Source organism: Methanobrevibacter sp. (assembly GCF_045603845.1).
GTDB lineage: Archaea > Methanobacteriota > Methanobacteria > Methanobacteriales > Methanobacteriaceae > Methanocatella.
Window position 1 is genome coordinate 1 of the sequence record NZ_JAZUMY010000026.1, and the last position, 26,840, is coordinate 26,840.

Genomic DNA, 26,840 nt, shown 5'->3' on the forward strand with positions numbered 1-26,840 from the left:
TACGACAGAACTATGTTAGTAGGTGACCCAAGACGTTCAGAACCTAAAAAATACGGTGGTCCTGGAGCAAGAGCACGTAAACAAAAAAGTTACAGATAATTTCATTCTGTACTTTTATATTTTATTAAAATTTATAAAAGATGATTTAAATGATTCCTATAAGATGTTTAAGTTGTGGAAAACCTATATCTGCCCACTTTGATCAGTATCAGATTAGGAAGATTGGCGGTAAACAATTATTCGAAGAGTTAGAGGACCGTAATTTAACTCAGGAGTTTATGAACCAATTGACTATCAATCATGAAGATGCTAACAAAGTTCTCTCCGATTTAGGATTACGCGGTAACTATTCTAAAGAAGATTCAAAAGACATTTTGGATGATTTAGGTTTAACCCGATACTGCTGTAGAAGAATGTTAATTTCTCATGTTGAGACATGGGAATAAACAAGTTGTAGGGATAGTTTTAGTATAAATAAATCTAGGTAAAATAAAACGTTAAACGGAAGTAATATTCATGAAAATGGAAGATTTAACAAGGTTTGAAAAAGCTAGAATATTAGGTGCTAGGGCAATTCAAATTTCCATGGGTGCAAAACCTAAAGTGGAACTTGGTGATTCCTTAGATCCTATTGATATTGCTTATAAAGAACTTGAAGAAGGAGTTTTACCATTAGATATTATAAAAAATGAAGATTTGAATAAATAGTCTATTTCTATTTATTCTAATTAAATTTATTTAAAAAAAATAAAAAATACCATAATAACTCTATAAAGAAACTTACTCTTTTTAAGGATTATAGGTTTTATGGTAACAAATCAACTGACACTGAGGTGTTTTTTTTGGATAGTGTAATAGAAAATGTCCAAGTTCGTAAAATTCTGGACAGCAGAGGTAACCCGACTGTAGAGGTGGATGTAACTACCTGGAATGGTTTTGGCAGAGCTGCTGCACCTAGCGGAGCGAGTACCGGTTCAAGAGAAGTGGTCTCATTTCCAGAAGGTGGTGTGGATGTTATCGTAAGTGAAGTGGAAGATGTTCTTGCTTCCGAGCTTATCGGTATGGATGCGAATGACATTACTACTATCGATGAAGTATTAAGAGAAGTGGACGGAACTGAGAATTTGTCAGCTATGGGTGGTAATACTACAGTAGCTGTTTCTATGGCTGTTGTTAAAGCTGCTGCGGCATCATGTAACATGTCATTATATAAATATCTTGGAGGAAACTGGGTTAATGAATTGCCATACCCTCTTGGAAATATGATGAATGGTGGGGCTCATGCAGGCATAAATGCACCGGACATTCAGGAATTTTTAGTTGTTCCAACTGGGGCTCAAAATATTGTTGAGGCAATTTTTGCAAATGCTTCAGTCCACAAAAAACTAAAGGGACTAATCCAATCCAAGGACTCTAATTTCACTGGTGGAAAAGGAGATGAAGGAGGATGGGTACCTAATATCACTAATGACAATGCACTTGAAATTCAAGCTAAAGCATGTGAAGAAGTTGGTGATGAATTAGGAATCGAGATTAGGCCTGCTTTGGACATGGCTGCTTCTGAATTGTGGGATTCAGAAAAACAGAAATATGTCTATGCTCAAGATGGTATCCAAAGAGATACTGGTGAACAAATTGAGTTCGTAAAAGACATTATTGATACTTACAATATGTTTTATGTAGAAGATCCATTCGATGAATCTGATTTCGAGGGATTTGCTCAGTTAACTTCTAAAGTTGGGGATAAATGTCTTGTTTGTGGTGATGATTTATTTGTAACAAATAAAGAGTTGCTGTTGAAAGGTATTGAAATGAATGCGGCCAATGCAATCATCATCAAACCGAATCAGATAGGTTCATTATCCGAAACTTATGCAACTGTTAAATTAGCTAAGGAAAATAATATCGTACCTGTAGTATCCCATAGGTCTGGTGAAACTACTGATGAAACCATTGCTCATCTGGCTGTCGGTTTCTCAGCGCCTTTAATCAAGACCGGCGCTATAGGTGGGGAAAGAATAGCTAAGTTAAACGAGTTAATTCGCATTGAAGAGGAACTTACAAATCCGAAAATGGGTCAATTTTAAAAATAGGGAGAGTTATAAATGTCAAAAATAACTTTAGATTATTCAAAATGTAGAGGAGATGACTGTGCTGAATGTGCTGATGTTTGTCCTATGGAAGTTTTAGTTCTCGAAGGAGATAAAATTGCCATCGTTGACCCTGATGAGTGCAGTTATTGTGAAGTATGTATGGATGTATGTCCTGAAGAATGTATTAAAATTGAAGATGACTTTTAAATAAACAAAAAGGAGAATTTATTATGACAAATGAATTATTAATTGAATTAGACAGTTATTTAGCAGCTGGTTTACATATCGGAACCCAACAAAAAACAAGCGATATGGAAAAATACATATTCAGAGTAAGATCTGACGGTTTATACGTATTAGACATTCAAAAAACCGATGAAAGAATCAGACAAATTGCAAAATTATTAGCAAAATACGACCCTGATGATATTTTAGTAGTAGCAACCAGACAATACGGTCAAGCTCCTGTTAAAAAATTCGGTGAAATCACTGGTGCAAAAACCATTCCTGGAAGATTCATCCCTGGAACTTTAACAAACCCAAATTACGCTAAATTCATCGAACCTAAAATTATTGTTGTAACTGACCCAAGATCAGATGCACAGGCAATTCTTGAATCAAAACAAAACGGTATTCCTGTTATTGCATTATGTGATACTGAAAACTTACTCAGTTTTGTTGATATTGCAGTGCCTGTTAACAACAAAGGTAGAAAAGCTATCGCTTTAGTTTACTGGTTACTTGCAAGACAAATCTTAAGAGAAAGAGGCGAAATTCCAGAAGATGGAGACTTAGATATCGAAGCAACTGATTTCGAACTTAAATTTTAAGTGAATTAAATGATTAGAAAACCTGCAGTGGCCGGATCATTTTATCCGGATAATCCTCAAAAATTAACTGAAACAATAGAAAATTGTTTTTTGAATGATTTTGGAGTTGGACATATTCCAGAATTGAACACGTTTGAAGGAAAGGATTATCCTATTAATATCATGGTTCCCCATGCAGGTTATCAATATTCTGGTTCAGTAGCTTCTCATAGCTATTGCCAGATAGTTCAAAATGGTTTTCCTGAAGTTTTTATTATATTGAGTCCAAATCACACGGGTTATGGTAGTGAGGTTTCAGTTTATAATGAAGGGGAATGGATCACGCCTTTAGGTAATGTTAAAATCGATGAGGAATTTGCGAATTCAATTATTTCCTGTTCTGATGTGGCTTCAAGCGATTTTGATGCTCATCTGTTTGAACATAGTATTGAAGTGCAATTGCCGTTTTTACAGTATTTTTCCAATGATTTTAGCATAGTTCCTATTGTCATGGGTTCCCAATCTTTTTCAGCTTCAAGTGATCTTGCAAAAGCAATCTTTGATGCTGCTGAAAAGTTAAATAAGTCTTATTGCGTTATTGCAAGCACAGATTTATCTCATTTTAACAATCAAGAAAAGGCAAATACCGTTGATGGTTTTGTTCTTGAAGATATTAAATACATGAATGAATTCAAGTTATATGAGGAAGTCATTCAATACAATATAACTATGTGTGGTTATGGTCCTGTCATGACCACTATTGCGCTTTCTAAAATGTGCGACAAACATAATTGCGAAATTTTAGAATATAAAACAAGTGGGGATGTTACTGGGGATTTAAGTTCTGTTGTAGGTTATGCTTCAGGTATTTTTAGATAGGTGTCAAATATGAAGGCTATGGCTTCTGCTCCGGCAAAAATGATTTTATTCGGTGAACATTCAGTTGTTTACGGCGAACCTGCTATCGCCGGCGCAGTCAATAAAAGGGCGTATGTTGAAATCAAACCCTCTTATAACAACAAATCAATTTTAAAATCTTATGATTTGAATTTTGAAGTTGAGCTAGACACCAGAAACAAATCTTATAAATTAAAAAAAGGAAAACCCGGTATTATTAGATATATTTTAGAAGCTTTTCATAGAGTTCATGATCATAGTCCGATAGTAATGACTTTATCTTCTGAAATACCAATAGGTTCAGGATTAGGTTCCTCAGCGGCTGTAACTGTTGCTACACTTGCAGCATTATACAGGTATCACAATATTCGTTTTGATAAAAAATCCCTTTCCCATGATGCACATATGGTTGAACAGGCAGTTCAGGGAGTTGCTTCTCCATTGGACACTTTAGTTTCAACTTATGGTGGATTGGTTTATTTGTCAAGAAATAAGGTTTTTGAACCCTTTAAAATTAACTTGAATGTTCCTTTTGTCGTTGGTTATACAAATAAGCACGGCAATACCGGTAAGATGGTTAAGGATGTAAGGTATCTCAAGAACAGAAATCCAAAAATTATCAATCCTGTCATCACATCAATGGGTAACCTGACCAATTATGGAAAACAGGCCATCTTGAAAAGGGATTATAAAAAGATTGGTGAATTGATGAATATTAATCATGGATTTTTGGATGTTTTGGGTGTAAATACTCCAGAATTATCCCGTATGGTTTATACTGCTCGTGAATGTGGAGCAATCGGTTCCAAAATCACCGGTGCCGGCGGAGGAGGAAGTATCATTGCACTTTGTCCTGGCAAATCAAAAGAAGTTGCTGAAGGTATTTCAAGAGAAGATAATGTTTTAAAAGTTAATTTTACTAAACGTGGAGTTTCTTCCAGAGTACGTATGTGATTTTCATGATTATTTTAAAAATTGGTGGCAGCATCTTAACGAATAAGGATGCGCCTGAAAGTGAAGTTGATTCCGAGAGTTTAAAAAGAATTGCCCTTGAAATAAAAAGTTCACTGGACAATTCCCCGAAAGAATTGATTATTGTTCATGGTGCAGGCTCTTTTGGCCACCCTCCTGCTAAAAAATATAAGATTGGTCAGAGTTTTGATAAAGAGGAATATCCTCAAAAAAGAATTGGTTTTTGTGAGATTCAAAATGCGGTTAAGAAATTAAACATGCTGATTTGTGAAGAGTTTATCGCTCAGGGTTTGCCTGTTATTGCAATTCCTGCATCTTCATTCATAAAAGCCAGTTCCAAAAGAATTACTGAAGGAAATTTGGATATTTTCAAAAATTACTTATCAAAAGGATTCATACCGGTCATTTATGGTGATGTTGTACTGGATAGTGATTTGGAGTTTTGTGTTATTTCCGGAGATCAGCTTATCCAATACCTGGCAGGCAATTTAAATCCACAAAAGGTTATTCTGGGCACTGATGTTGATGGTGTCTATAATAAGAATCCTAAAACACATGATGATGCGGTTTTTTATGAAAAATTCTCATCCATCGAGGATTTGGATACTTTGGAAGGAACAACCAATGTCGACGTTACCGGAGGCATGGTTGGAAAAATAAAAGAACTCTTATATTTAGCTGATTTAGGAATTGAATCTAAGATAATAAATGCTGAAATTGAAAATAATATTTATAAAGTTTTAGAGAATGAAGATGTTAAGGGAACTGTTATTTCAAGGAGTTAAACATGATTTCAGATAGAAAATTAGAGCATTTATTAATTTGTAAAAATTATGATGTTGAATTTAAGGATAAAACAACAGGTTTTGAAGATATTGAATTAATTCATAATGCACTTCCTGAAGTTAACAAAAATGAAATTGATTTATCCACATCTGTTTTTGGTAAAAAATTGGACTCTCCTTTATTTATAACAGCTATCACAGGGGGCCATCCTGCTGCAAAGGATATTAATAAACAATTAGCTATTGCTGCTGAGAATAATAATATTGCTTTAGGCGTTGGCTCTCAAAGGGCAGCCTGCGAACATCCTGAATTGGAAGACACATATTCAGTTGTTCGTGACAATGCTCCTGACTGTTTATTGGTAGGTAACATTGGTGCACCTCAATTGAATTTGGCCAATAAGGCCGTAGAAATTTTAGATGCTGATATACTTGCCATTCATCTAAATCCTCTTCAGGAATCAATACAGCCTGAGGGTGATTTGGATGCGAGAGGATATCTTGAACTAATTTCTAAAATTACGGATTTGGTTGATATTCCGGTCATGGCAAAAGAAACGGGCTGCGGCATTTCTGCAGAAACCGCAAAACAGTTGGTTGATGCTGGAATTAGTTTCATTGATGTTGAAGGTGCCGGCGGAACAAGTTGGGCTGCTGTTGAAACATACCGTTCACAGGACAGATATTATGGTGAAATGTTCTGGGATTGGGGAATTCCTACAGCTATTTCAACTGCCGAAGTTGTAAATAGCGTTGATGTGCCGGTCATTTCATCCGGAGGAATACGTTCAGGTCTTGAAGCGGCTAAAGCCATTGCCCTTGGAGCAGACAGTGTAGGTATGGCATTACCATTTTTAAAAAAATCAGTTTCACAAGAGGATTTAGATCAGTTCATTAATAGATTCAATGATTCTTTAAGAATAGCCATGTTTTTGGTTGGAGCAAATAACATTGAGGAATTAAAACAATCAAAATTAGTTATACGTGGAAAAACAAGGCAATGGCTAAATGATAGAGGAATCAACATAAAGAATTATTCAAGGAGATAGAAACAAATGAGCGTTGAAGTAATCGCAATAGGAGGATATCAGGAAGTCGGTAAAAACATGACTGCTGTCAAGATCGGCGAAGATGTTATTATTTTTGATATGGGTATTCATCTTGACAGAATAAGTATGCATGAAGATACGGATATTGATAGAATGCATAGCCTTGATTTGATTGAAAGGGGAGTTATTCCTGATGATACTCTAATGAAGGATGTCGATGGGAAAGTAAAAGGTATTGTTTTTTCTCACGGTCACTTGGACCACATTGGAGCTGTAGCTAAGTTAGCTCACAGATATGATGCTCCATTAATCGGAACACCTTATACTGCGGCATTAATTGAAAAACAAATTAAGGGAGAACGCAAATTCAAAGTAAAAAATCCTATTAAAGTCTTAAACCCGGGAGGAAAAATCAGACTTTCTAAGGATATTACATTGGAATTCGTTCAATCAACTCACAGTATACCTCAAGCGGTATTTCCAGTATTGCATACTCCTGAGGGTATTATTGTTTATGCATTAGATTTTAAATTTGATAATCACCAGAAAGTTTCTCCGCCACCTGATTATAGGAGATTAAAGGAATTAGGTAGGAAAGGAGTGCTTGTTTTAATTGTAGAAACTACTAATGCCAAAAATTATGATGAGGTTAAGACACATTCAGAGCGTATTGCCCGCAATATTCTGGAAGATGTTATGAGAGGACCTCTTTATGAAAAAACAGGTATGATAGTAACTACATTCTCATCCCATGTTGAAAGGGTTCAGGCAATAGCGGACATTGCCAAAAAGTCCCATAGGGAAATATTTTTCTTGGGCAGGTCAATGGAACGTTTCTGCGGTATTGCTCAAAAGCACGGTATTTTAAAATTACCTAAAAATGCAAGTATTTACGGAAGTCCTAAAGCAGTAAACAGAGCTTTGATGGAAGCTGATGAAGCCCGTGACAAATACCTGCTTGTAACTACAGGTCACCAGGGCGAACCTGATGCACTTTTACCTAGAATAGCCAGTGGGAGAACTCCGTTCAATATCAAGCCGGGGGATAATGTAATTATTTCCGCACCGATTATTCCTAATCCGACAAATGCTGCCAATAGGCACATTATGGAAAGGAGATTACAATCCAAAGGTGCTAGAATTTATCCGAATGCTCACGTTTCAGGACATGCCGGAAGGGAAGACCACAGAGAATTCCTACGCATGCTAAAACCGCAGCACATTATTCCAGCACACGGAGACCTGTCAATGTTGGCCGCTTATGGTGAGCTTGCAGAAGAGGAAGGTTACAGAATAGGTTATGATGTTCATATTTTAAGAAATTCACAAGCACAAGTTTTTAGAAGTTAGAGAGCTGATATTATGAGCGATGTAAAAGAAGTATTGGGTAGTTATTCACCCGATATCATTAAAACAATTGAAGAAGAATTGGGAGTTATTACTCCGGATAATCTTCAAGAAGCTTCAATTTATTTAACTAAAGCTGGAGGAAAAATGCTTAGGCCGGCTTTAAGTTTAATAACTGCTGAAGCTGTAGGAGGTCAAAAGGAAAATGCACTCAAAGCAGGTTCAGCTATTGAACTCATCCATACATTTTCTTTAATTCATGATGATATCATGGATCAGGATGACATGAGAAGAGGAATGCCTTCTGTTCATAAAGTTTGGGGCGATGATGTGGCTATTTTGGCTGGAGATACATTATTTTCAAAAGCATTTGAAATTATCATTAATTCAAATCAGGAATTAACTTCTCCTGCTCAAATCAACAATGCTTTGGCCACCGTTGCCGATGCATGTGTAAAAATCTGTGAAGGTCAGGCTTTGGACATGGGATTTGAAGACCGTTTTGATGTAACTGAAGACGAATACATGGAAATGATTTTCAAAAAGACCGGCGCATTAATTGCTGCTGCCACTAAAGTTGGAGCAATTATGGGCGGAGCCTCTGATGAAGTGATTGATGCAATGTATGAATATGGAAGACTCATTGGTCTTGCTTTCCAGATTCAGGATGACTATCTTGACATTGCAAGCGATGAGGAAACTTTAGGTAAACCTATCGGTTCTGACATCGGCAAAGGTAAGATGACCATCATTGCAATCAACGGTCTTGCATCTGCAGGTGAAGATGCTGAAAAATTATTGGAAATCTTAAAAGATGACAATAATTCACAAGATGATATAGATTTAGCTATTGAAATTTTAACAAAATGTGGTGCAATTGAATATGCTAGAAATCTTGCACTAGATTCTGTAGGCCAAGCTAAAGAAGTACTTGAAATATTGCCTGACTCTTCAAGTAAACAAGTACTTGCTGACATTGCTGATTTTGTATTGGAAAGACAATCATAGTCTTTCTATTTTTTTCCTATTTTTTTCACAATATGTTTATATTCCTGTTGTTACAACATTATTAATATGAAGGGTATAATAGGTACTATTTCTGGAGATGTAATCGGTTCCAGTAGGGAATTTCGTCCAATTAAAAGAAAGGATTTCGGATTGTTCAATGAATACTCTACATTCACCGATGATACTGTAATGACATTAGCTATTGCATCATGGTTAGTTAAGGATAAATCTTCTTTGGATGTTTTAATCTCGGAAGTTAAGAAATTCGGTTTAAAATATCCGAATGCAGGATATGGCGGAATGTTTAGAAGATGGCTGAATCAGGACAGCCCCGAATCATATGGAAGCTGGGCTAACGGTTCTGCAATGAGGGTAAGTCCGTGCGCTTGGGTTGCTGGGTCATTGGATGAAGCTCAACAGCTGGCCGAAATGTCTGCTGTCATAACACATGATCATCCTGAAGGAATTAAAGGTGCATTGGCGACTTGCGATGCGGTATATCTGGCAAGAACTGGCGCAAGCAAGGAAGAAATAAAGGAACATGTTGAAAGCAATTATCATTATGATTTGAGCCGTAGTGTTGATGACATCAGGCCTGATTATAAATTTGATGTTTCATGCAAAGGTTCAGTTCCCGAATCAATAATCTGTTTTTTGGAAGCTCGAGACTTTGAGGACACAATCAGAAATGCTGTATCATTGGGTGGTGATGCAGACACTCAGGCAGCCATTGCGGGAGGAATTGCATCAGCATACTGGGATGTTCCTTCTGAAATTTCCGAAAGAACGTTGGAACGCCTTGATAATAATTTATTGGAGGTATATCTTCAATTTGTGGAAAAATATGAAAAATAGATGGGGCTTCAAAAGCCCCATGTTTCTTTAACTTGTTTTATATTTTAATGGAGTGTATCATCACAGAAAGTAATGCTTTATAGGGGAGGATACAAGTTAAAGAATAATTTTTGTGTTTGTACTAAATTGTTATTCGACATGATGATTTTATAGCAAAGCATTACTTAAAGATTTTTGATTTTTGTATTTACTGAAGTTATATGTGGCAATAATTTTTATTGCCATATTATACTTGGTCATATGATATATTTAAGGCTTGTTGTTTTGTTTCAGACAATATAACCTCCTTAGAGCAATATTTACTTGAGGAGGTAACTTTTCAACTTTCTTTTTAGAATATTGTTGTATGCAGGTTATTTTTAGTTTAATTCATTTTTACCTTGTCAAAGCAATATTTACTTCACTGATTACTGCTTAATTTATATATTATTAAATATAAATTAATATTGTGGATTAATCCTAGTCAAAAGCCTTTTTTTCACCTTTAATTTTTCGTGAGTGTTTTGTTTTTTGGGGCTTTTGACTTCTCTTTCTTGTCTTTTTGAATTTGTCTCATAATTTAACGAGAAATTTTCATATTCCAAGAGATGTCTTCTTTTTTCTATTTTTGTGGCTTGTTAAATTGTGTATTTACCATTTCATTATTTTTCATTTTTTCTTAAAATTTTTGCATTGATTGGAATATTGTATATATGCCTTTCAACAGAATTTTATCTATAAAGTACATTTTTTGTATATAACTGTGGTGAAATTATGATAAAAAAGATATTTCTGATATTATTCATTTTCATGCTATCTGTAGGTTTTGTTTCAGCATCAGATTTAAATGATACGGACGTTTTAGCAGATGATAGCAATTCAAATATTGATGAAAATCCAATATCTGTTCAGGAAAATGATAATGGTAATTTAACTAATGATGGTGGTGAATTTATTGATGCATCCGAAGCTTATGATCTTTTAAATGAATTTAGGGCTGAGAAAGGTGCATGGTACTGGCTGAGTGATGACACGTCAAAAGCCTATTTCAACACTGTTGACACTAATCAGCTCTATCCGTTAATAAGAAATGCCGAGCTTGAAGAGACCGCAAAAATCAGGGCAAAAGAAGCATCTGAGCTTTTTGAACATCTTCGTCCTGACGGTTCTGATATAAGTACTGCATTTCCTAACACTATTTGGGCTAGGGGTGAATGTCTAGCGCGATTTTATATGACTTGTGAGGATGTTACTGAAGGGTGGAAAGAGACTTATCTTCCTTTTGAATATCAGGGACATAGGCGTATGATGCTAGACATATATGCTAACTGTGTTGGAATTGCAGGATACCGGACTGAAGACGGAGCGATGTTTTGGGCACAGGCCTATGGAATAAGCGATAATTATACTCAATTTGATGTTCAACCTCTTTATTCATCAGTAAATTTGGACGTTCCTGATGTGATTAAGGCTTATGATGATTCTGAAAAAAAATTGGAGATTACTTTAACTAATTCTACTTCTCCAATTAGCAATGCTGAGGTTAAAATCAATATTAACGGCATTAATTATACTAGGACTACAAATAATGAAGGCAAGGCTTTTGTGGATTTAAATTTGAGTATTGGTGTTCATAAGGCTGTCGTTACTTATGGAGATTTTGCAGCCACTTCTAAAATTAATATTATATCTATTTACCTTAGGGCGCCTGATGTCATTGGGGTTTATGGTGATACAGTGCTTAATGTAACTTTAACTAATAATAGTATTCCATTATCCGGTGAACTTATACGTGTGGATGTTAATGGTACTATGGCTATGTTTTTATCAACTAATGATGAAGGAATTGCACGTTTTCACTTAAATGAATTGGATGCTGGTGTTTATGACATGGAAATTAGTTTTAATTATGAGGTATATACAAAAGCAAAAGTTACCATAAATAAAATTCCAACTAAAATTGATTCTTTTCAGTGGCAAAGACTTTCTCACAATAGTGTTAATCTGATTGCTTCGATAACACCATCAATTTCAAGTGGAGAAATGATTTTCACAGTCAATGGAAAAAATTACTCAAGTAGCATTCAGGATTCTCAAGCTTCACTCAAATTATCTGATTTGGATGTAGGCAATTATTCTTTTGGAGTTCTATATGGTGGAGATAAAAATCATAATTCGTCAAGTTCCATCAGCGACTCCAATTTCACAAGTGAGGAATATCAATTCTATTTTGACGTGGCAAATGTCACGAAGTATTTTGGGGGTGATGAGAGGTTAGTTGCTCGTTTATATGATAATGACCTTAAATTATTCTCAAATTGCGGTGTAACTTTTGATATTAATGGAAGAAGATATTCAAGAACCACCAATGATAAGGGTGTTGCTTCAATGGCAATTAACTTGAACAGTGGCGTATACAACATTACTTGCGAATATAATGGCATTAAGGTTTTCTCTACAGTCACTGTCAAGCCGACAATTTCCGGAAGGGATGTTACTAAAATATATAGGAATGGAACACAATATTATGCGCAATTTGTAGACACTAAGGGAAATATATTGAAAAACACTCCTGTTGAGTTCAACATCAATGGTGTTTTCTACATAAGAACAACCAATGCCAGCGGTGTTGCAAAGATGAATATCAATTTAAATCCTGGAGAATATATTATAACGGCTACAAATCCCAATTCAACTGAAAGGCATTCAAATATTGTTAGGGTATTGCCGAATATTGTTGAAAACAATAATCTAACCAAATATTATAAAAATGCTTCTCAGTATGTTATTAGGCTTCTGGATGATGCGGGAAATCCTGTCGGAGCAGGCGAAAGGGTTGAATTCAACATTAACGGTGTTTTCTACAACAGAACAAGCAATGCAACTGGGCACGTTAAAATGAACATTAACCTAAATCCTGGCACTTATATCATCACAGCCAATTATAAAGGTTTGATGGCATCAAACAGCATCACTGTAAAACCAATAATTGGAGCTGGTGACTTGAATATGCGCTATAAGGACGGATCTAAATTTGAAACCCTGCTGCTGGACGGTCAGGGCAATCCGTTTGCGGACCAAATAATAACATTCAATATCAATGGAGTTTTCTACAACAGAACGACGGATGTTAATGGAATAGCCCGTTTAAACATTAACCTAATACCTGGCGAATACATCATCACATCAATGTATGAAAACGGCGCTGCCATTTCAAACAGAGTCACGATTTTGGGTTGAGATTAACTATTCTCAACTATTTTTCTTTTTTTGTTTCGTTTGGATTTTTCTCAGCTGATTTTCAAATCTCTCATCATAATTTCTGGCAATGTCTTCATATTGGTTCCATATTCCTATGGCGGTCGTTGGAATCACGTTTCTTTTGTCCTCTGAAAATTTAGTGTATGTATGAAACATTTCTTTGGAATCGGAGATTACCAGCTTTACGAATGGAATGTCTGCTCTGTAAACATCAATTCCGTTTTCCTTAAAGAACTTGACTATCTCAAATTTTTCATTGTTTATGTAGCATTCTGGTGAAGCCAATATTTTCACATTAAGGTCATTTCTTTTTTCAAATTCATTTAAAAGCATTTCCGCTTCGTTTTCAAAAAGAAATCCTATTCTCATGTTTATTGAATTTTTTGCTCTTTTAATTATTTCCAGTTCCTTGTTGATGATTTTTTCAACGCCATAAATTCTCCAGATAGGCGCCTGTACCTGACTTATACCATTTTCATAGGTATTTGTTAATCTGGTAATCGAATCTTCAATCTGTCTGTTTATTTTTTCCTTTTCTCTTGAAAGTACTTCAACAGGTGATTTTACGGTATAAATCAGTGGTCTTCCGTCTTCGATTTCTATAAAATTTTTTTTGTTCAGGCTTTTGAGCACATCATATATTTTGCTTCTAGGAATGTTTGATTTTTCTGATACTTCTACTGCTGTTGCTGAGATTAATGATGTGAGCGTTACATATGCCTGAGCCTCATACATTGTCAGTCCTAAACCTTTCAATAAATGTACATCATCATTCATGTTTTATGATATTTTTATCATAATATTTATATTTGTTACTTTTCACCCTATAAAAGTGACAAAATCTTTAAATACTTTTCATATTAAAACTATTATTATAAATTATTAGAGGTAATAATTATGGCAGATGGATTAGACATGTTTTGTTATCAATGTTCCCAAACCGCTAAAGGTACAGGATGTACTGTAAGTGGAGTTTGTGGTAAAAAACCGACTGTAGCAAGATTACAAGATAATTTAGTATTCACCATGAAAGGAATCAGTGCATACAACTACAATGCAAATGTCTTAGGAAAATACAATCCTGAAATAGATGCATTCCTGACCAAAGGTTTATACACTACATTAACCAATGTGAACTTCGATGTTGAAGACTTAGTTGCTTTAGCTTTAGAAGCAGGTAAAACCAGTGTTGACGTAATGAGATTACTCAAAGACGCACACATCGAAGCATATGGTGAACCACAACCTGTTGAAGTAAAAGTAGGTGCACAGGAAGGACCAGCTATTATCGTAACCGGTCACGACCTAAAAGCATTGGAAGAATTACTAAAACAGGTTGAAGGAACCGACATTAAGGTATACACTCACTCCGAAATGTTGCCTGCTCACGGATACCCTGGATTAAACAAATACGAAAACTTGGCAGGACAGTTAGGTGGAGCATGGCACGATCAAAGAACAATCTTCGCTAAATACAATGCAGCTATTGTCGCAACAAGTAACTGTGTACTTCCTGCATTAGACTCATACAAAGAAAGAATGTTCACAATGGACGTAGCTAAATTGGAAGGAGTAAAAACCATTGAAGGTTATGACTACTCAGAAGTAATCGAATGCGCTAAATCATTAGGATCTTTAGAACCTGAAGAATTAACTACCATAACCACCGGCTGGAGTGCAGGAGCTATTGTCGAACATGCAGAAAAAATTAAAGAATTAGTCTTAGACGGTAAAATCTCCAGATTCTTTGTTGTTGGAGGATGTGACAAAGCAGCAAAACACAACAACTACTACAGAGAATTCGTACAAAACTTACCTGAAGACACTGTTATCTTAACATTAGCTTGTGGAAAATACAAATTCAATGACTTAGATTTAGGAGATATCGAAGGAATCCCTAGATTATTGGATGTTGGTCAATGTAATGATACAATCGTTGCAGTGGATGTAGCATTAGCTTTATGCGACTTATTCGAAATGGAATTAAACGAATTACCATTAACAATCGTATTAAGCTGGATGGAACAAAAAGCAGCTGCAGTTTTATGGGCTTTACTCTACCTTGGAAAAACTGACATGTGGATTGGTCCGATCCTCCCTGCATGGTGTAACGAAGATATCATCAATGTTTTAGTTGAAAACTACAATCTCACCCCAACATCCGGTAATGCTTTAGTGGATATCAAAACAATCATGGGATGAGGTAAATGAGTGATAATATAAAAGCAAAAGCGTTAGCTATTGAAAATTTAGTTGAGTACCAGGACGATACTGTCGTAAGTCGTGAAGTAATTAAAAAAGAGTTAGGAACAGTTACCTTCTTTGCATTTGACAAAGGACAGGGATTATCTGAACATTCCGCACCTTTCGATGCAATGGTTCAAATCATTGATGGTGAAGCTGAAATCACTATTTCAGGTGTTAAAAACACTGTCAAAAAAGGCGAAATCATAATTATGCCAGCCAATGAGCCTCACGCACTTCAGGCAGTTAATATGCCTTATAAAATGATCTTGACGATGATAAAATCTGATTAAGTTCATTTTATATTTTTCTTTTTTTTTAAAGATTTCTTCTTATTTTTTTGGTTATTTTGCGTTTTCTTGTTCTAAATGAAATTGTGTGTCCAACTAAAAATCTCTAAATTACATTAATGTGATGGATGGATTTTACTTGGTTTATGGGGAAATGTGGGCTAAATTTAAGTGAAAAAATGATGTCCCTCAAATTAATTGAAAATGACTTCAAACATGTGTCAGTTAATATTGATTTCAGGGAAACCTACCTATAAAATCCATGTGAAAAATGATGTCCCTATAAATATTTTTAAAGGAGAACAGATAGATGTTTAAATAGGAAAAATAAGAAAAATTTTTCAGTGTTTGAAACGAATGTTTTATAGTGTAATATACAAAACGACAATCCAAGTTTAACTCCAATGTCTAACATGTCTTTGATGTCATTAGCATATTTAGGTAAGATTTTTGCTTTAATCCTTAAAGAATAAGGATCAGTATCTACTACCTCAGTGATTGCTCCAATGACACCATCGAACAATCCATACCAATGATCACCATGCAAGTTCAATCCTGCACGCAATTGTCTTTTCATTGATTCAATTGCAGACGGAGTTACTATGTCATCTTGAAGGTCTTTATTGGTTGTTGAAGCGATTCCTTCTATTGTTAATGAGCCGTCCTCATTGAGAGCATAACTTTTTGTGGTATCTGGATAGATTTGAGGACGTGCGTAGAGTTGGAATTGCTTATCTAGAACTTCAGTTGCCATATAAAATTCCACAATCTATTTGTTTTTTTTTTACACAATTCATTTTTTTTTGGAAGTGGGTTTCAGGAATCGAACCTGACTATTATGTAAAAAATGAAATTTATTATTCTTTTTTTTAACCCACATTTCATTTCAAAGAGAGTAAAAAGTTTGAAACGAATGTTTTATAGTGTAATATACAAAACATAATATGGCTGAAAGAAACCTTAAATTTAAAGATGATTTATTTGCAGCAGAGGCTCTATGGGATAATTATTTAAAGGATGATGTATTAAATAAATATATGGAATTTTGGAGGATTCGGAAAGATGTCCAATAATGATGTTAATAAAATTCCTTTAAAATGGGAAATTAATTTTGATCATTCTCGTTCTGATGAATTATTAGAACGTTATTATTCTGGTGAGATTACTTATGAAGAATTTTGTGACTTGATTAGTCAAAGATAAATTACTTGTTTTAATTATATTTTTTTACTTGTCAAATGCTCTCTACCACTAAACCTATTTTTTTAAATATATAAATCTTTACATCATAAGACAATATATTCAATTTATATTAGTATAAAATTTAATATAATATCATTTGATGATTATGTTGTGGGTGAGGAGAATTGATAGAAACTGTTAGTGGAATACCCGATTTTGATGAATATGGTAATTTACCTTATGCATGTTATGAAGTATCTTTAGATGAAATTGAAGAACATTTTGTGAAGAATTTTCCTGATTCAGATTCACGAAAAAGTCGTTTTGAGTGTTTTTTAAGATTTTATAATGATTTAATTCGTAATGTTAAATCGGGTGTATCTATATTAATTGATGGAAGTTTTGTAGAAAATAAAAATAATCCTTGTGATGTTGATTTAGTGATTATTATAGATTCAGAACGCTTAAATGATTTTGAATTTAATTATTTAATAAATGAATTAAAGTACAATGAAATTATTAAACAAGAGTATTTGTATTTAAAAAAACAGGTAAATGGTGGTTTAGGTTTGAAACGAATGTTTTATAGTGTAATATACAAAACGGAGCATTTGAAAGCATTAATGAATTTTTAGATTGGTCAAATAATGATGCATTAGGTATTGTTGGTACTATTGCTATTACTGTTGGGATTAGTGTAATTTTTGCTTCTAATCCTGTGGGTTGGGTTATTTTGGGAGGTATTGCTTTAGTTGCTTTTGGTGGAATGTTAACATATTATGCGGATGATTTAAATAAAGGATGGAATTTTGAAAGAGGGGGATGGTTTGTATTTGATGTTGTAACTTCAATACCATCTAGTTCTATAAAATTTGGATTCATGTCTGGAAAAATAATTTTTAAAGAATCTACAGTTAAAAATACTCAAATTATTACTAAATATCCTGAGAAGTTATTTGAGTTAATTTATAGATATAATTATCTAAATAAGATTGCTTTAGCTTATGAACGTAATGATGCACTTAAAAAAGTTTTAGATTATGCATATAGTACTAATAATCCTCTTTTAATTTTTACGAAAATTGGTATTGATTGGATTGAGGGTACATATATATTTCACCCATCAATTAGTCAGATAATAAATTATTTTTATAATATTAATACTAATGGTGAATGATATGACTACAATATTTGATGAGGATAAAAAAGAAATTGAAAAAAATTTATTAAAAAAATTTTGGAAAATTTCACTTCCAATTTTTTTGATTCAATGTTTGATATCATTTATTATTAAAAATCCTGCACCACTCATAGCTTTATCTATGGTTATTTTTTTATATTTTCATTTGGCTAATAATGATGATGAGTTGAAATTAAAGTTAGAAATAATATTAAAAAATAAATATGTGAAAATATTTGTTATTATTTGTATTTTACCTTTTTTACTTTCACTTATTTATAAAAATGTTCTTTAAGGTGAAAAAATGAATTTAATAAATGAAATTGTATATAGTCATGCTAATAGTTATCTTATATTTTTTGTTGTTTCATTAGGAATTTTATTATTATCTTATTTAAAAATTATTAATATGCCAGATGAACTTAAAAAGAAGATGCTATTAATTGCATTTTTATCTTATCTGTTGTTTTTATTAGTTCATTTCAGATTCATTACGCCTTATGGTGAATAATTGGGGTATTTTGATGAAAGTTAAGGGAATAATATTGTCAGTTTGTTATATTATTGGTATTATTTTAATATATAAAGGTGATGATTTTACTGAAAAAATTAGTGTTAAGAATTTAGCAATTTTATTGTTTGTTTTTAGCATTATTATTACAATTTTATTGTTTTATGTTTTTTAGTTAAGATAACTAAAAATAAAATATTTCAATTTAATATTTTAATGAAAGTTATTAATAATATATTATATAATAATTTATTAGTAAATTAAAAATATGATGTGATAATTTGAAAGCATTTGATTTATTATTACCAAAAAGAGAAGACAAGCCCAGAAGCCAGGGAATTACCATGGTTCTGGATAAGGGTTTAGGTCTTGAAACAGCTGAAAGCCTAATGGACATTTCAGGCGAATATGTTGATTATGTTTGAAACGAATGTTTTATAGTGTAATATACAAAACATAAAATATAGCTTTAATCTAAAAATTTAAAATTTAATGAGGTTGAATCTGTTACTTATTGTAAAATAACTTCACAGCACATTTGGGACAATGTGTTAATTTTCCTTTGAATTCATGTCCACAATTAGTACATCTATTTGTTTCATCTCCAACAATACCAAGATTCAATGCACCTTCAGTTATATACATTGACAATAGTATTGAAATGCCTAGTATAAATACTATAATTCCAATTATTAACAAAATATCTACCTTCTTAAATCATTTTAAATATCTGAATGTTCTTTATCATAATTTATTTAGAATTTAAAGCAGCTATAAATTGATTTTCTTTTTCAGGATAAAACCGTATAGCTTCCCGACATAATGCTTCAGCAAAACTCATTTGACCCATTGAAGAATATTGTTTTATTTTAGTGATGTATACTTCAGCACTTTCTACCATAATCTCACCTCTAATTTATCACAGATTTCATTAAAATAATGTAAAATAAAGGATATAAAGGATTATTGGAGCAATATAAATTATAGAAACTAATTTAAATTTAATATCTCGAAGAACTGATGTTTCTAATAAAACCTAAAACCGCATATCCCAATGCGGCCAATATCCCTAATCCCAATAATATTACAATTATTTTTAAAAATCCGGTTGAACTTAAATTTGTTACAATCCCAATTAAAAGGATTATTCCAAATATTGCACTAGCATATAAAATTGCTAAAAACTTCAAATCTGCAAAAATATTATTGTAATCCTGTATTTCACCATAACTGTTACATCCAACTATTGAAGCATCATAATCTTTATCTCTTCTCAATAATTCAATTCCAAAATGTTTTAAATATTTATTTTTTGTTCATTTCGTTGGATTTCAGTTAATTTATATGGAACTTTATTTTTTTCATTAAATCCCTTAATTTCATCTTTTGATATTAGTAATTTCATAATATGCTCTCATTAATTTTCATTAAAATTATTCTCGATAAATTGTCATATTTTCAGACATAGGGAGTTGATTAATTTTTCTACATACAAATTCTATGTCTTTAATTTCATAATTCAACTTTGCTAAGAAAAGAGAGGGTGTTCTTTCTACTTTCAAGGTATCTATAACATTATTTAGTTCCATGGATCTAACTTCAATTTCATCACCTTTTTTGACAATGAAAAATTTGTCAGTTAACAAATAATGTTGTAAAACTTTTTTTAACACAGTATTTTCATATAATTCTTCTTTAGATAGACCAAATGCATTTCTTGCAAAATTTTGAGAATCTATATTTTCATATGAGATTATTCTATCAAAATCAGTTCCATTTATTGGAATTTTATTTATATTGGCTACATGTTTATCTAAAATATTGTAATCTACGATAAGATTATCTTGTCTTGGGCCTGTTTTATTGTAATAAGTAATAGTTATTATATCCCCACCAAAACAACAATCCAATATGTCTTCAACAGATTTTGGATGGTAAACATATTCAAATTTCTCGTTTTGATTTAAAACAATTGTTCTTTCAGTATTGCGAGAAACATCAACAACAGTATAATTAATTTCTTTAGGTTCATTTTTATGTAATTCATTAAGTGCATTTTTATTATATTTTGGGTCATTAACTAATCTGTTCGCTGCTTCACGTACTTCACTATTGGAATCATTTTTAGAAATATTCTCTAAGAAATTAATAAGTGTTTTATTAACTTCATAATGATTATCTGGGACATATATGATAGTATTGTCAAGGAATATCTTAAGATTCTCAACAGCCGCTTTCCTAACTTTCCAATCAGAATCATATAAAGCAGCATCTTTTATTGCTGCATCGCTATTTATTTTTTGAATAGCTAATATTCTAACATTACTATCAGGATCATTTTTTAAAATATCCCTCAAAATCTCCTGATTTTTTTTCATATGCTTTACATCTTGTGCAAGTTCATTAATACCTTGCATTCTCACTTGAGGATTTTCATCTTTCCATTTTGATTTTTTAAGTTTATCGAATAATCCCATTCGAATCACCATTATTCTGATATATTCATAACTAAGATTTCATGTAACTTATTTTTCCATCCGCAAATCTTTTGAAGCTTTAGCCATTTCTCTTAAATGTTGACTCTTATTATTTTTTATAATGTCCTCTAAAGTTTCATTACTAATATTTTCATTAGTTACTGCCATTCCCCGAACATTTTCATTTTCATTTTCATTATTGATAATTTCAAGCAATGTTTTTTCATTATCAATGAATATTATTGCAGTTGCTCTTCTCTCAATATCTTTATCATTAAAGGCAATATCTCTTAATAATTCTTGATTATCTTTTAAATTTTCCATTTCATTTCTTAAATCCATAATCTCTTTTGCAGCTGCTTCTGCATCCATATTGGACTCTTCAACTTTTGTATCATCACTAGATTTAAGAGTAGTTTTGCAATATTTGCATCTTATTGCTCTTTCATTTATCTCTTTACCACAATTTGGACATTTAATCATAGGTCCTTGTTTCATACGTTTAATAAAATCTCTAGGCACTATTTCATTATTATATTCTTTAAATACTTCTCTTTCATAATCGTCTTCATCATTTTCAAATTTCAAATCAAAATTAGGGTTTGCGCTGAATATTTCAAGAGAATCTTTAAAATTACCTAATTTGTATAATGAAAATGCTGTAAAAAGACTTATTATTGTATTGAGTGTACCAATATCCATGTTTACATGGTCATTTCCTCTAACTTGAGGTTTTACTATAATTGTAATTTTTGCGAGTAATGGTAAAAACTCAGTATAATATTTATTGTTATATGCTACAATTTCATCATATTGTTCTGCAATAGCTAATGCTTTAAAACCTTGATTAAAAGTTTCAGAAAAAGGATTCCAATTTATAGCTCCCATTTTTTCTTGAGATACTCCCCAAGTGGCTTGTCTTAGACTTAAGTCCATTTTAAAGAACTTTAATGATATATCAAACCATTCTTTAAATTGATTAGCACAAATTACATATTCTTCTTTTGTTTTTGCTAATTTAATGTTTTCTTTTAAACCTGATCTAAATAATACTTTGTGTGGGCTTTTAGTAATTTCAGGTTTAAATTCATTAATAATTCCATTTATCTTAGTTTCATTCTTTATAAATTTGTCTTTTCTTTTGTTTTCTTTTTCTTCTGGACTTTTTTCACCAAATATTTTATTTAAAAATCCCATTTAAATCACCGGTTTATTTTATTATTCTGTTCATTATTTTATCAGCAAGGATAATCGTAAATGCAACAATAATGATTATAATCCAATCAAAAATTGTTATTCCTGTTGTTCTAAAAATTATTTGAAGTTGTGGAAGATAAATAATTAAAATTTGTAAAACTAATGATAGCAATATTCCCATTAAAAGGTATTTGCTGGATTTATCGGAGTTGGCTTTTCCATTATATGCATTAAATAACTGATACATTACAAATAATGTAAATGCAACGGTCATTGATTTTTTAGTACCTATATTTGTGTAAATATAGTACGCAAACACGCTTATAGTTCCAATTGCCATTACAAGACCTGAAATTAATATTTTTATTAATATGTTTCTATTTAATATGTCTCCCGTTTCAGGATTTCTTTGCATGACATCTTTTTCAGCCCCTTCTATTCCCAATGTTTGTGCAGGAGGTCCATCCATAACGATATTAATCCATAATAGCTGAACGGGGTTGAATGGAATTGGAAGTGATAAAATTGATGCACCAACAATGCTCATTATTGCACCCACGTTTGTTGAAACTTGGAATTTAACGAATCTTTTAATGTTGTCATAAATTTTCCTACCTTCTTCAATAGCTTTCACGATTGTTGAAAAATCATTGTCCTGCAGAATCATGTCCGCAGATTCTTTTGCAACATCTGTACCATTACCCATTGCAACACCAATTGATGCATTTTTTAAAGCAGGAGCATCATTAACTCCATCACCAGTCATTGCAACTATATTTCCTTTCTTTTTCAATGTTTCAACAATTCTCATTTTTTGAATTGGTTTAACTCTTGCATACACTTGGATATCATCTGCAATTTCAAAGTATTCTTCGTCACTTAATGCGTCTAATTCTTTTCCAGTAATTACTTTGCCTGTTGTTAAAATTCCTATGTCTCGAGCTATTGCTTCAGCTGTTTTTGCATGATCGCCTGTAATCATTTTTACTTCAATACCTGCCCCGATACAATCGGCAATGGCTTTTTTTGTATTCTTTTTAGGTGAATCGAAAAGTCCAACTAAACCCGTAAATATTAAATTTTCCTCCGGATTTTCTATATCTTCAGTTTTATATGCAAAGGCAATCACTCTTAATGCATTATCAGTCATTTCACCAATATTTTTCATAAGGGTTTCCTTTATTTCAGAAGTAATTATTTCAATACTTCCATTGTTATCAATATGTTTACATCTATCTATAATTACTTCGGGAGCACCTTTTGAAAAAACAATTGTGTTTTCATCGTTTAGTCTATGCAGAGTTGTCATCATTTTACGATTGCTATCCAAAGGTATTTCATCAACACGAAGGTATTCTTTTTCCAGTTCTTTTTTAACATAATAATTATCTTCACAGAATTTTAAGATAGCCCCATCTGTCTGATTACCTATAATTTCACCATTTTTAATTGTAGAATTATTACATAAACTTCCAATAAGTAATGTCTTATCTTTATTGGTAAAATGAGATTTTTTAACCGTCATTTTATTTTCTGTTAATGTTCCTGTTTTATCACTGCAGATTACAGTACATGACCCAAGAGTTTCAACAGAAAGTAATCTTTTAACAATTGCATCTGATTTTGCCATTTCTTGCATGCCTAATGCTAATGTTAATGTTAATACTGCAGGCAATCCTTCAGGTATTGCAGCTACAGCTAATGACACTGCCGTCATGAAAGTTTCAACAAGTGGAACTCCTCTGAAAAATTCTATTATAAAAACAAATATACAAACTATAATCGCTATTAAAGACAATATTTTTCCAAGCTTGCCTACTCTTTTAGCTAACGGTGTTTCTTCACTTTCTTCTTGAACAAGTTCGGCAATTTTTCCGATACTGGTCTCCATTCCTATTTTGCTTACAATACCGATACCATTACCTGAAGTTATATTGGAGTCCATATAAAGTTCATCTTTACTTTTTTTGGAAACTGCTTCTGATTCTCCCGTTAATTGTGATTCGTCAACAGAAAGATTTTTTGATTCTATCAAAATCAGGTCTGCAGGAATTTTATCTCCTTCATCTAGAATAACGATATCTCCTATTGTTAATCCAATAGCATCAATTTTTGAAATTTCATTATCTCTTTTAACGACTGCTGTATTGGTCATTAGATTTTTAAGGGTTTCAACGGCTTTTTGTGATCGGTATTCTTGAATGAATCCGAATATTGCATTTAATAAAACAGCTATTAGAATAACTATTGCATCAATCACATCCCCAATTGCAAATGCTGCAACTGCAGCTATTAATAAAAGAGCTATCAATGCATCGATAAATTGTGTTAGAAATAATACAATAGGGGGTGTTGGTTTTTTTTCTTCAAGCTCATTTCTACCATATTTTCCCTGTCTTTTCCTGACTTCTGATTGGGATAATCCCTTCTGTGAGGTTTGGTATTTTGATAGAATATCTTCCATTTTTCTCACCGTATTCTGTATAAATCCCTTTTTTAAATATGGGTTAATTCCTTTCTAAAATCAATTTCTTAGCATATTAAAAATTTATTTTTTTAATCAGTGCTTTCTTCAGTATTTATTGATTCATCGTGTATTACATGTCTTTTTTCAGCAAATATTTCCATTAATGCAAATACTAACCCAGTGAATACGAATGTTAAATGAAGGGCAATTCTCCAAAATTCAACATTAAAATCCATTCCCGGAGATACATTTAAAAAATCTTGTAATAATTCAACAAGAGAAATAGCCACTATTGAACCAATAATTTTAAGTTTAAGTCCTGAAAAGTCTAAACGACCCATCCAAGATGGACGATCAACATGATCTTCTGCAATATCAATTTTAGAAACAAAATTTTCATAACCTGAAAATGCAACAATTAAAACTAAATTAGCAAGCAATGAAAGGTCTAATAGTTCTAAAACTTGTATAATCCATTCATTATAACTTAAAGTTGTCATTATTGTGATAAATTCAATTGTATTAATTATAAATTTGAATAAAATTAATATTAAAACAACTATTAAGATTAGATAAATCGGAGATAAAATCCAACGGCTTGCATAAAGAAATCTTTCTGTATAATCTTCTATTAAATCTCTAATTTCTTCTTTTGATATTTAAATCCCTCCAAAAAAGAAGTTAATAAATGCTACTAAAATTATTGAACTTATACCTATTTGCCATAAATTCAAAAAGAAATTTCGGAATATTTGATATTTAAGTGTTTCATAATCCTCTCTTGTAAAGACTAATTGGAGGATTGTGATGAGTAGGGATAATATTATAATAGTTTCAATAGTGGTTATCCATAAATTTGTATTGTATCTATTCATCAACAATAAAATTGCTGTAATAAATCCAATTAACACATTTATTATCCAAAAACTTTTATAATCCACATTAAATCCTCTATTAGTTTTTTGATTCAATCATATTTTTCTAAAATAACAAATTTTCTTAATTTATCTTTAATTCTGATTTCTTTTAGAAAACTAGTTTTATTTGTTTAATTTTTATTCTAAACTTCCTAAGCTCTCTAAAAATAGTTTAAATCATTCAATTTAAAGGTTTATCCTTATATATATATATATATCTTTTGATTTAATTTAGGCTGATTGTGGTGATTTTAACTAAATTAAGAACTTTTAAATGTTTTGGGTTATATTAGATGATACTTGCATAATTAAAATAAGGAGTTATATTTGAGTTGTTATTGATATTATCTTGCTGAGATGTCATTCTAAACTAAAGATTAAGAGTTTCAGAAAATAAGTTTTGAATATGTGCTGGTCGGTGTTAATGTGAATATGCATTTAAAGGTCTCAAATTTTTTTCGAGCGCAAAACAGAACCGCTATATATATATGCTTTGATAAAATCTCAACTATCAAGTTTATTAAAACAATTTAGGAGGAAAATTATGAATACCAAAACAAAAGCAATAATTGGAATTGTATTTGTAATAATCGGTTTAGTACTATGTTTTATTTACATGGGATTTAATTCTAATAGTTTTTATTCAGGTCTTGGTTCAGCAACATTGCTCTATACAATATTGTTAATCATTCCACCTGTTATTTTAATATTGTCTAAGAATTTACCAATTACTAATACAATAAAGATTTTAATGTTTGTATATGTAATATTAGTATTGCTCTTAAGCATTTTTAGAGGAGTTGCCTTTTCTGAGTTGCCAGGAGCACCACTAATTATTGTTTATGCTATTCTTTCATTAATTTCAGTATATTTGCTTGAAACAAAATCAAAAGAATAAATTAATTTGGAGGAAAAATTATGGACTTTATTATCGTACTAATAATATTTATAGTAGTTGTGGGTATTATTTGTAAGGTAGGAGGTGATTGGAAAGCATATGAAAAGGATTTTGAATATTTTAAAGGGAAAGTTTGGGATCCTTGGAAAAAAGAAGATTGGAATAAAAAAGAGGAAAGTTGTAGTTTAAGTAATGCTGGTAAGATGACTGTATTTATAAATAAGCAACAGGGACTAAAAAAAACTAGAAGTTGATAGAAGAATAAAACCTGAAGGAGGTTTTAGGGAAACAGAAGTATCCTATGAAATGCTTAATACTTCTCAATATTTAAAAATTTTTTGTATCCCATTTAATTCTGAACAAGATTGCATATCTAATGAAGAAACAATTAAAAATTATTTTAAAAAATCTGATTTTCATGA

Annotated in this window: 32 protein-coding genes and 1 pseudogene; 24 read left to right on the forward strand and 9 right to left on the reverse strand. The window is 32.0% G+C overall.

Annotation, left to right across the window (positions count from 1 at the left end; all coding sequences use genetic code 11):
- From rpsI to ACKI2W_RS02715, 14 genes are all read left to right on the forward strand, one after another.
- On the forward strand, positions 1 to 99 hold a 99-nt coding region (rpsI, locus tag ACKI2W_RS02650), incomplete at its 5' end, for a 30S ribosomal protein S9 (protein WP_407379020.1).
- A 50-nt stretch (positions 100 to 149) separates the two neighbouring features.
- Entirely contained in the window at positions 150 to 446 is a 297-nt protein-coding gene (locus ACKI2W_RS02655) for a hypothetical protein (protein WP_407378982.1), read from the forward strand.
- Positions 447 to 516: 70 nt separating this feature from the next.
- On the forward strand, positions 517 to 708 hold the full coding sequence (locus ACKI2W_RS02660; RefSeq protein ID WP_407378983.1) for a DNA-directed RNA polymerase subunit K: 192 nt from the start codon (positions 517 to 519) through the stop codon (positions 706 to 708).
- A gap of 134 nt (positions 709 to 842) precedes the next feature.
- Entirely contained in the window at positions 843 to 2,087 is a 1,245-nt protein-coding gene (gene eno / locus ACKI2W_RS02665; RefSeq protein WP_407378984.1) for a phosphopyruvate hydratase, read from the forward strand.
- 18 nt (positions 2,088 to 2,105) lie between these two features.
- Entirely contained in the window at positions 2,106 to 2,300 is a 195-nt protein-coding gene (locus tag ACKI2W_RS02670; protein ID WP_407378985.1) for a 4Fe-4S binding protein, read from the forward strand.
- A gap of 23 nt (positions 2,301 to 2,323) precedes the next feature.
- Entirely contained in the window at positions 2,324 to 2,923 is a 600-nt protein-coding gene (gene rpsB, locus ACKI2W_RS02675; protein WP_407378986.1) for a 30S ribosomal protein S2, read from the forward strand.
- 9 nt (positions 2,924 to 2,932) lie between these two features.
- Positions 2,933 to 3,781, forward strand: coding sequence for an AmmeMemoRadiSam system protein B (gene amrB / locus ACKI2W_RS02680; RefSeq protein WP_407378987.1), 849 nt, complete (start codon positions 2,933 to 2,935; stop codon positions 3,779 to 3,781).
- A 9-nt stretch (positions 3,782 to 3,790) separates the two neighbouring features.
- Positions 3,791 to 4,753, forward strand: a complete 963-nt coding sequence (mvk, locus tag ACKI2W_RS02685) for a mevalonate kinase (protein WP_407378988.1) — start codon at positions 3,791 to 3,793, stop codon at positions 4,751 to 4,753.
- 5 nt (positions 4,754 to 4,758) lie between these two features.
- Positions 4,759 to 5,556: an isopentenyl phosphate kinase gene (locus tag ACKI2W_RS02690; RefSeq protein ID WP_407378989.1), complete on the forward strand. Its 798-nt coding sequence runs from the start codon at positions 4,759 to 4,761 to the stop codon at positions 5,554 to 5,556.
- A gap of 2 nt (positions 5,557 to 5,558) precedes the next feature.
- Positions 5,559 to 6,605, forward strand: a complete 1,047-nt coding sequence (fni, locus tag ACKI2W_RS02695) for a type 2 isopentenyl-diphosphate Delta-isomerase (protein ID WP_407378990.1) — start codon at positions 5,559 to 5,561, stop codon at positions 6,603 to 6,605.
- A 6-nt stretch (positions 6,606 to 6,611) separates the two neighbouring features.
- Positions 6,612 to 7,955 (forward strand): RNase J family beta-CASP ribonuclease, encoded by a 1,344-nt coding sequence (locus ACKI2W_RS02700; protein WP_407378991.1) that lies wholly within the window; start codon positions 6,612 to 6,614, stop codon positions 7,953 to 7,955.
- 12 nt (positions 7,956 to 7,967) lie between these two features.
- Positions 7,968 to 8,960, forward strand: a complete 993-nt coding sequence (gene idsA, locus ACKI2W_RS02705) for a short chain isoprenyl diphosphate synthase IdsA (protein ID WP_407378992.1) — start codon at positions 7,968 to 7,970, stop codon at positions 8,958 to 8,960.
- Positions 8,961 to 9,026: 66 nt separating this feature from the next.
- On the forward strand, positions 9,027 to 9,815 hold the full coding sequence (locus ACKI2W_RS02710; RefSeq protein WP_407378993.1) for an ADP-ribosylglycohydrolase family protein: 789 nt from the start codon (positions 9,027 to 9,029) through the stop codon (positions 9,813 to 9,815).
- A 753-nt stretch (positions 9,816 to 10,568) separates the two neighbouring features.
- A complete protein-coding gene (locus ACKI2W_RS02715; protein ID WP_407378994.1) occupies positions 10,569 to 13,034 on the forward strand; it encodes a CAP domain-containing protein in 2,466 nt (821 codons plus the stop codon).
- 12 nt (positions 13,035 to 13,046) lie between these two features.
- Here ACKI2W_RS02715 and ACKI2W_RS02720 read toward each other — a convergent pair whose 3' ends face one another.
- Entirely contained in the window at positions 13,047 to 13,832 is a 786-nt protein-coding gene (locus ACKI2W_RS02720; RefSeq protein WP_407378995.1) for a TrmB family transcriptional regulator, read from the reverse strand.
- Positions 13,833 to 13,952: 120 nt separating this feature from the next.
- Here ACKI2W_RS02720 and hcp point away from each other — a divergent pair, with 120 nt between their 5' ends.
- Complete coding sequence (gene hcp, locus ACKI2W_RS02725) at positions 13,953 to 15,257, forward strand: hydroxylamine reductase (protein ID WP_407378996.1); 1,305 nt, start codon at positions 13,953 to 13,955, stop codon at positions 15,255 to 15,257.
- A 5-nt stretch (positions 15,258 to 15,262) separates the two neighbouring features.
- Positions 15,263 to 15,592 carry a cupin domain-containing protein gene (locus tag ACKI2W_RS02730; protein WP_407378997.1) on the forward strand — a complete coding sequence of 110 codons (330 nt, stop codon included), beginning with the start codon at positions 15,263 to 15,265 and terminating at the stop codon, positions 15,590 to 15,592.
- A gap of 289 nt (positions 15,593 to 15,881) precedes the next feature.
- Here ACKI2W_RS02730 and ACKI2W_RS02735 read toward each other — a convergent pair whose 3' ends face one another.
- Complete coding sequence (locus ACKI2W_RS02735) at positions 15,882 to 16,343, reverse strand: hypothetical protein (protein WP_407378998.1); 462 nt, start codon at positions 16,341 to 16,343, stop codon at positions 15,882 to 15,884.
- 190 nt (positions 16,344 to 16,533) lie between these two features.
- On the opposite strand from ACKI2W_RS02735, the gene ACKI2W_RS02740 reads away from it, so the two are divergent.
- From ACKI2W_RS02740 to ACKI2W_RS02765, 6 genes and pseudogenes are all read left to right on the forward strand, one after another.
- Entirely contained in the window at positions 16,534 to 16,662 is a 129-nt protein-coding gene (locus ACKI2W_RS02740) for a hypothetical protein (protein ID WP_407378999.1), read from the forward strand.
- Positions 16,663 to 16,956: 294 nt separating this feature from the next.
- On the forward strand, positions 16,957 to 17,406 hold the full coding sequence (locus ACKI2W_RS02745; RefSeq protein ID WP_407379000.1) for a DUF6932 family protein: 450 nt from the start codon (positions 16,957 to 16,959) through the stop codon (positions 17,404 to 17,406).
- Positions 17,407 to 17,504: 98 nt separating this feature from the next.
- Complete coding sequence (locus ACKI2W_RS02750; RefSeq protein ID WP_407379001.1) at positions 17,505 to 17,948, forward strand: hypothetical protein; 444 nt, start codon at positions 17,505 to 17,507, stop codon at positions 17,946 to 17,948.
- A 1-nt stretch (position 17,949) separates the two neighbouring features.
- Complete coding sequence (locus tag ACKI2W_RS02755; protein WP_407379002.1) at positions 17,950 to 18,246, forward strand: hypothetical protein; 297 nt, start codon at positions 17,950 to 17,952, stop codon at positions 18,244 to 18,246.
- A gap of 229 nt (positions 18,247 to 18,475) precedes the next feature.
- Positions 18,476 to 18,637, forward strand: a complete 162-nt coding sequence (locus ACKI2W_RS02760) for a hypothetical protein (RefSeq protein ID WP_407379003.1) — start codon at positions 18,476 to 18,478, stop codon at positions 18,635 to 18,637.
- 106 nt (positions 18,638 to 18,743) lie between these two features.
- A pseudogene (locus tag ACKI2W_RS02765) lies at positions 18,744 to 18,884 on the forward strand (phosphosulfolactate synthase); the annotation flags it as partial.
- A gap of 85 nt (positions 18,885 to 18,969) precedes the next feature.
- On the opposite strand, the gene ACKI2W_RS02770 reads toward ACKI2W_RS02765, so the two are convergent.
- The 7 genes from ACKI2W_RS02770 to ACKI2W_RS02800 form a co-directional block, all read right to left on the reverse strand.
- Positions 18,970 to 19,113 carry a hypothetical protein gene (locus ACKI2W_RS02770; RefSeq protein WP_407379004.1) on the reverse strand — a complete coding sequence of 48 codons (144 nt, stop codon included), beginning with the start codon at positions 19,111 to 19,113 and terminating at the stop codon, positions 18,970 to 18,972.
- Between the two features lie 100 nt (positions 19,114 to 19,213).
- The gene (locus ACKI2W_RS02775) at positions 19,214 to 19,363 is read right to left on the reverse strand and encodes a hypothetical protein (protein ID WP_407379006.1); all 150 of its coding nucleotides are present in this window, start codon (positions 19,361 to 19,363) and stop codon (positions 19,214 to 19,216) included.
- Positions 19,364 to 19,463: 100 nt separating this feature from the next.
- Positions 19,464 to 19,739: a hypothetical protein gene (locus tag ACKI2W_RS02780; protein ID WP_407379008.1), complete on the reverse strand. Its 276-nt coding sequence runs from the start codon at positions 19,737 to 19,739 to the stop codon at positions 19,464 to 19,466.
- A 156-nt stretch (positions 19,740 to 19,895) separates the two neighbouring features.
- Entirely contained in the window at positions 19,896 to 20,939 is a 1,044-nt protein-coding gene (locus ACKI2W_RS02785) for a HEAT repeat domain-containing protein (protein WP_407379010.1), read from the reverse strand.
- Between the two features lie 48 nt (positions 20,940 to 20,987).
- Positions 20,988 to 22,136, reverse strand: a complete 1,149-nt coding sequence (locus ACKI2W_RS02790) for a hypothetical protein (RefSeq protein WP_407379012.1) — start codon at positions 22,134 to 22,136, stop codon at positions 20,988 to 20,990.
- Between the two features lie 13 nt (positions 22,137 to 22,149).
- Positions 22,150 to 24,609, reverse strand: coding sequence for a calcium-translocating P-type ATPase, PMCA-type (locus ACKI2W_RS02795; protein WP_407379014.1), 2,460 nt, complete (start codon positions 24,607 to 24,609; stop codon positions 22,150 to 22,152).
- A gap of 83 nt (positions 24,610 to 24,692) precedes the next feature.
- Complete coding sequence (locus tag ACKI2W_RS02800; RefSeq protein WP_407379022.1) at positions 24,693 to 25,262, reverse strand: YqhA family protein; 570 nt, start codon at positions 25,260 to 25,262, stop codon at positions 24,693 to 24,695.
- An 802-nt stretch (positions 25,263 to 26,064) separates the two neighbouring features.
- Between ACKI2W_RS02800 and ACKI2W_RS02805 the strand changes: the two genes are divergently transcribed.
- Positions 26,065 to 26,418, forward strand: a complete 354-nt coding sequence (locus ACKI2W_RS02805) for a hypothetical protein (protein WP_407379016.1) — start codon at positions 26,065 to 26,067, stop codon at positions 26,416 to 26,418.
- A gap of 20 nt (positions 26,419 to 26,438) precedes the next feature.
- The gene (locus tag ACKI2W_RS02810; RefSeq protein WP_407379018.1) at positions 26,439 to 26,672 is read left to right on the forward strand and encodes a hypothetical protein; all 234 of its coding nucleotides are present in this window, start codon (positions 26,439 to 26,441) and stop codon (positions 26,670 to 26,672) included.
- Positions 26,673 to 26,840 lie beyond the last annotated feature (168 nt).

What these genes read in the sequence shown, in the direction of transcription:
- fni (WP_407378990.1), top strand. Translation starts at nt 5,559, where the DNA reads ATGATTTCAGATAGAAAATTAGAGCATTTATTAATTTGTAAAAATTAT.
- ACKI2W_RS02690 (WP_407378989.1), top strand. Translation starts at nt 4,759, where the DNA reads ATGATTATTTTAAAAATTGGTGGCAGCATCTTAACGAATAAGGATGCG.
- amrB (WP_407378987.1), top strand. Translation starts at nt 2,933, where the DNA reads ATGATTAGAAAACCTGCAGTGGCCGGATCATTTTATCCGGATAATCCT.
- ACKI2W_RS02775 (WP_407379006.1), bottom strand. Translation starts at nt 19,363, where the DNA reads ATGGTAGAAAGTGCTGAAGTATACATCACTAAAATAAAACAATATTCT.
- ACKI2W_RS02810 (WP_407379018.1), top strand. Translation starts at nt 26,439, where the DNA reads ATGGACTTTATTATCGTACTAATAATATTTATAGTAGTTGTGGGTATT.
- ACKI2W_RS02740 (WP_407378999.1), top strand. Translation starts at nt 16,534, where the DNA reads ATGGCTGAAAGAAACCTTAAATTTAAAGATGATTTATTTGCAGCAGAG.
- ACKI2W_RS02730 (WP_407378997.1), top strand. Translation starts at nt 15,263, where the DNA reads ATGAGTGATAATATAAAAGCAAAAGCGTTAGCTATTGAAAATTTAGTT.
- ACKI2W_RS02755 (WP_407379002.1), top strand. Translation starts at nt 17,950, where the DNA reads ATGACTACAATATTTGATGAGGATAAAAAAGAAATTGAAAAAAATTTA.
- ACKI2W_RS02790 (WP_407379012.1), bottom strand. Translation starts at nt 22,136, where the DNA reads ATGGGATTTTTAAATAAAATATTTGGTGAAAAAAGTCCAGAAGAAAAA.
- ACKI2W_RS02670 (WP_407378985.1), top strand. Translation starts at nt 2,106, where the DNA reads ATGTCAAAAATAACTTTAGATTATTCAAAATGTAGAGGAGATGACTGT.
- mvk (WP_407378988.1), top strand. Translation starts at nt 3,791, where the DNA reads ATGAAGGCTATGGCTTCTGCTCCGGCAAAAATGATTTTATTCGGTGAA.
- ACKI2W_RS02735 (WP_407378998.1), bottom strand. Translation starts at nt 16,343, where the DNA reads ATGGCAACTGAAGTTCTAGATAAGCAATTCCAACTCTACGCACGTCCT.
- ACKI2W_RS02700 (WP_407378991.1), top strand. Translation starts at nt 6,612, where the DNA reads ATGAGCGTTGAAGTAATCGCAATAGGAGGATATCAGGAAGTCGGTAAA.
- ACKI2W_RS02805 (WP_407379016.1), top strand. Translation starts at nt 26,065, where the DNA reads ATGAATACCAAAACAAAAGCAATAATTGGAATTGTATTTGTAATAATC.
- ACKI2W_RS02760 (WP_407379003.1), top strand. Translation starts at nt 18,476, where the DNA reads ATGAAAGTTAAGGGAATAATATTGTCAGTTTGTTATATTATTGGTATT.
- ACKI2W_RS02660 (WP_407378983.1), top strand. Translation starts at nt 517, where the DNA reads ATGAAAATGGAAGATTTAACAAGGTTTGAAAAAGCTAGAATATTAGGT.
- hcp (WP_407378996.1), top strand. Translation starts at nt 13,953, where the DNA reads ATGGCAGATGGATTAGACATGTTTTGTTATCAATGTTCCCAAACCGCT.
- rpsB (WP_407378986.1), top strand. Translation starts at nt 2,324, where the DNA reads ATGACAAATGAATTATTAATTGAATTAGACAGTTATTTAGCAGCTGGT.
- ACKI2W_RS02720 (WP_407378995.1), bottom strand. Translation starts at nt 13,832, where the DNA reads ATGAATGATGATGTACATTTATTGAAAGGTTTAGGACTGACAATGTAT.
- ACKI2W_RS02710 (WP_407378993.1), top strand. Translation starts at nt 9,027, where the DNA reads ATGAAGGGTATAATAGGTACTATTTCTGGAGATGTAATCGGTTCCAGT.
- ACKI2W_RS02785 (WP_407379010.1), bottom strand. Translation starts at nt 20,939, where the DNA reads ATGGGATTATTCGATAAACTTAAAAAATCAAAATGGAAAGATGAAAAT.
- ACKI2W_RS02715 (WP_407378994.1), top strand. Translation starts at nt 10,569, where the DNA reads ATGATAAAAAAGATATTTCTGATATTATTCATTTTCATGCTATCTGTA.
- ACKI2W_RS02655 (WP_407378982.1), top strand. Translation starts at nt 150, where the DNA reads ATGATTCCTATAAGATGTTTAAGTTGTGGAAAACCTATATCTGCCCAC.
- idsA (WP_407378992.1), top strand. Translation starts at nt 7,968, where the DNA reads ATGAGCGATGTAAAAGAAGTATTGGGTAGTTATTCACCCGATATCATT.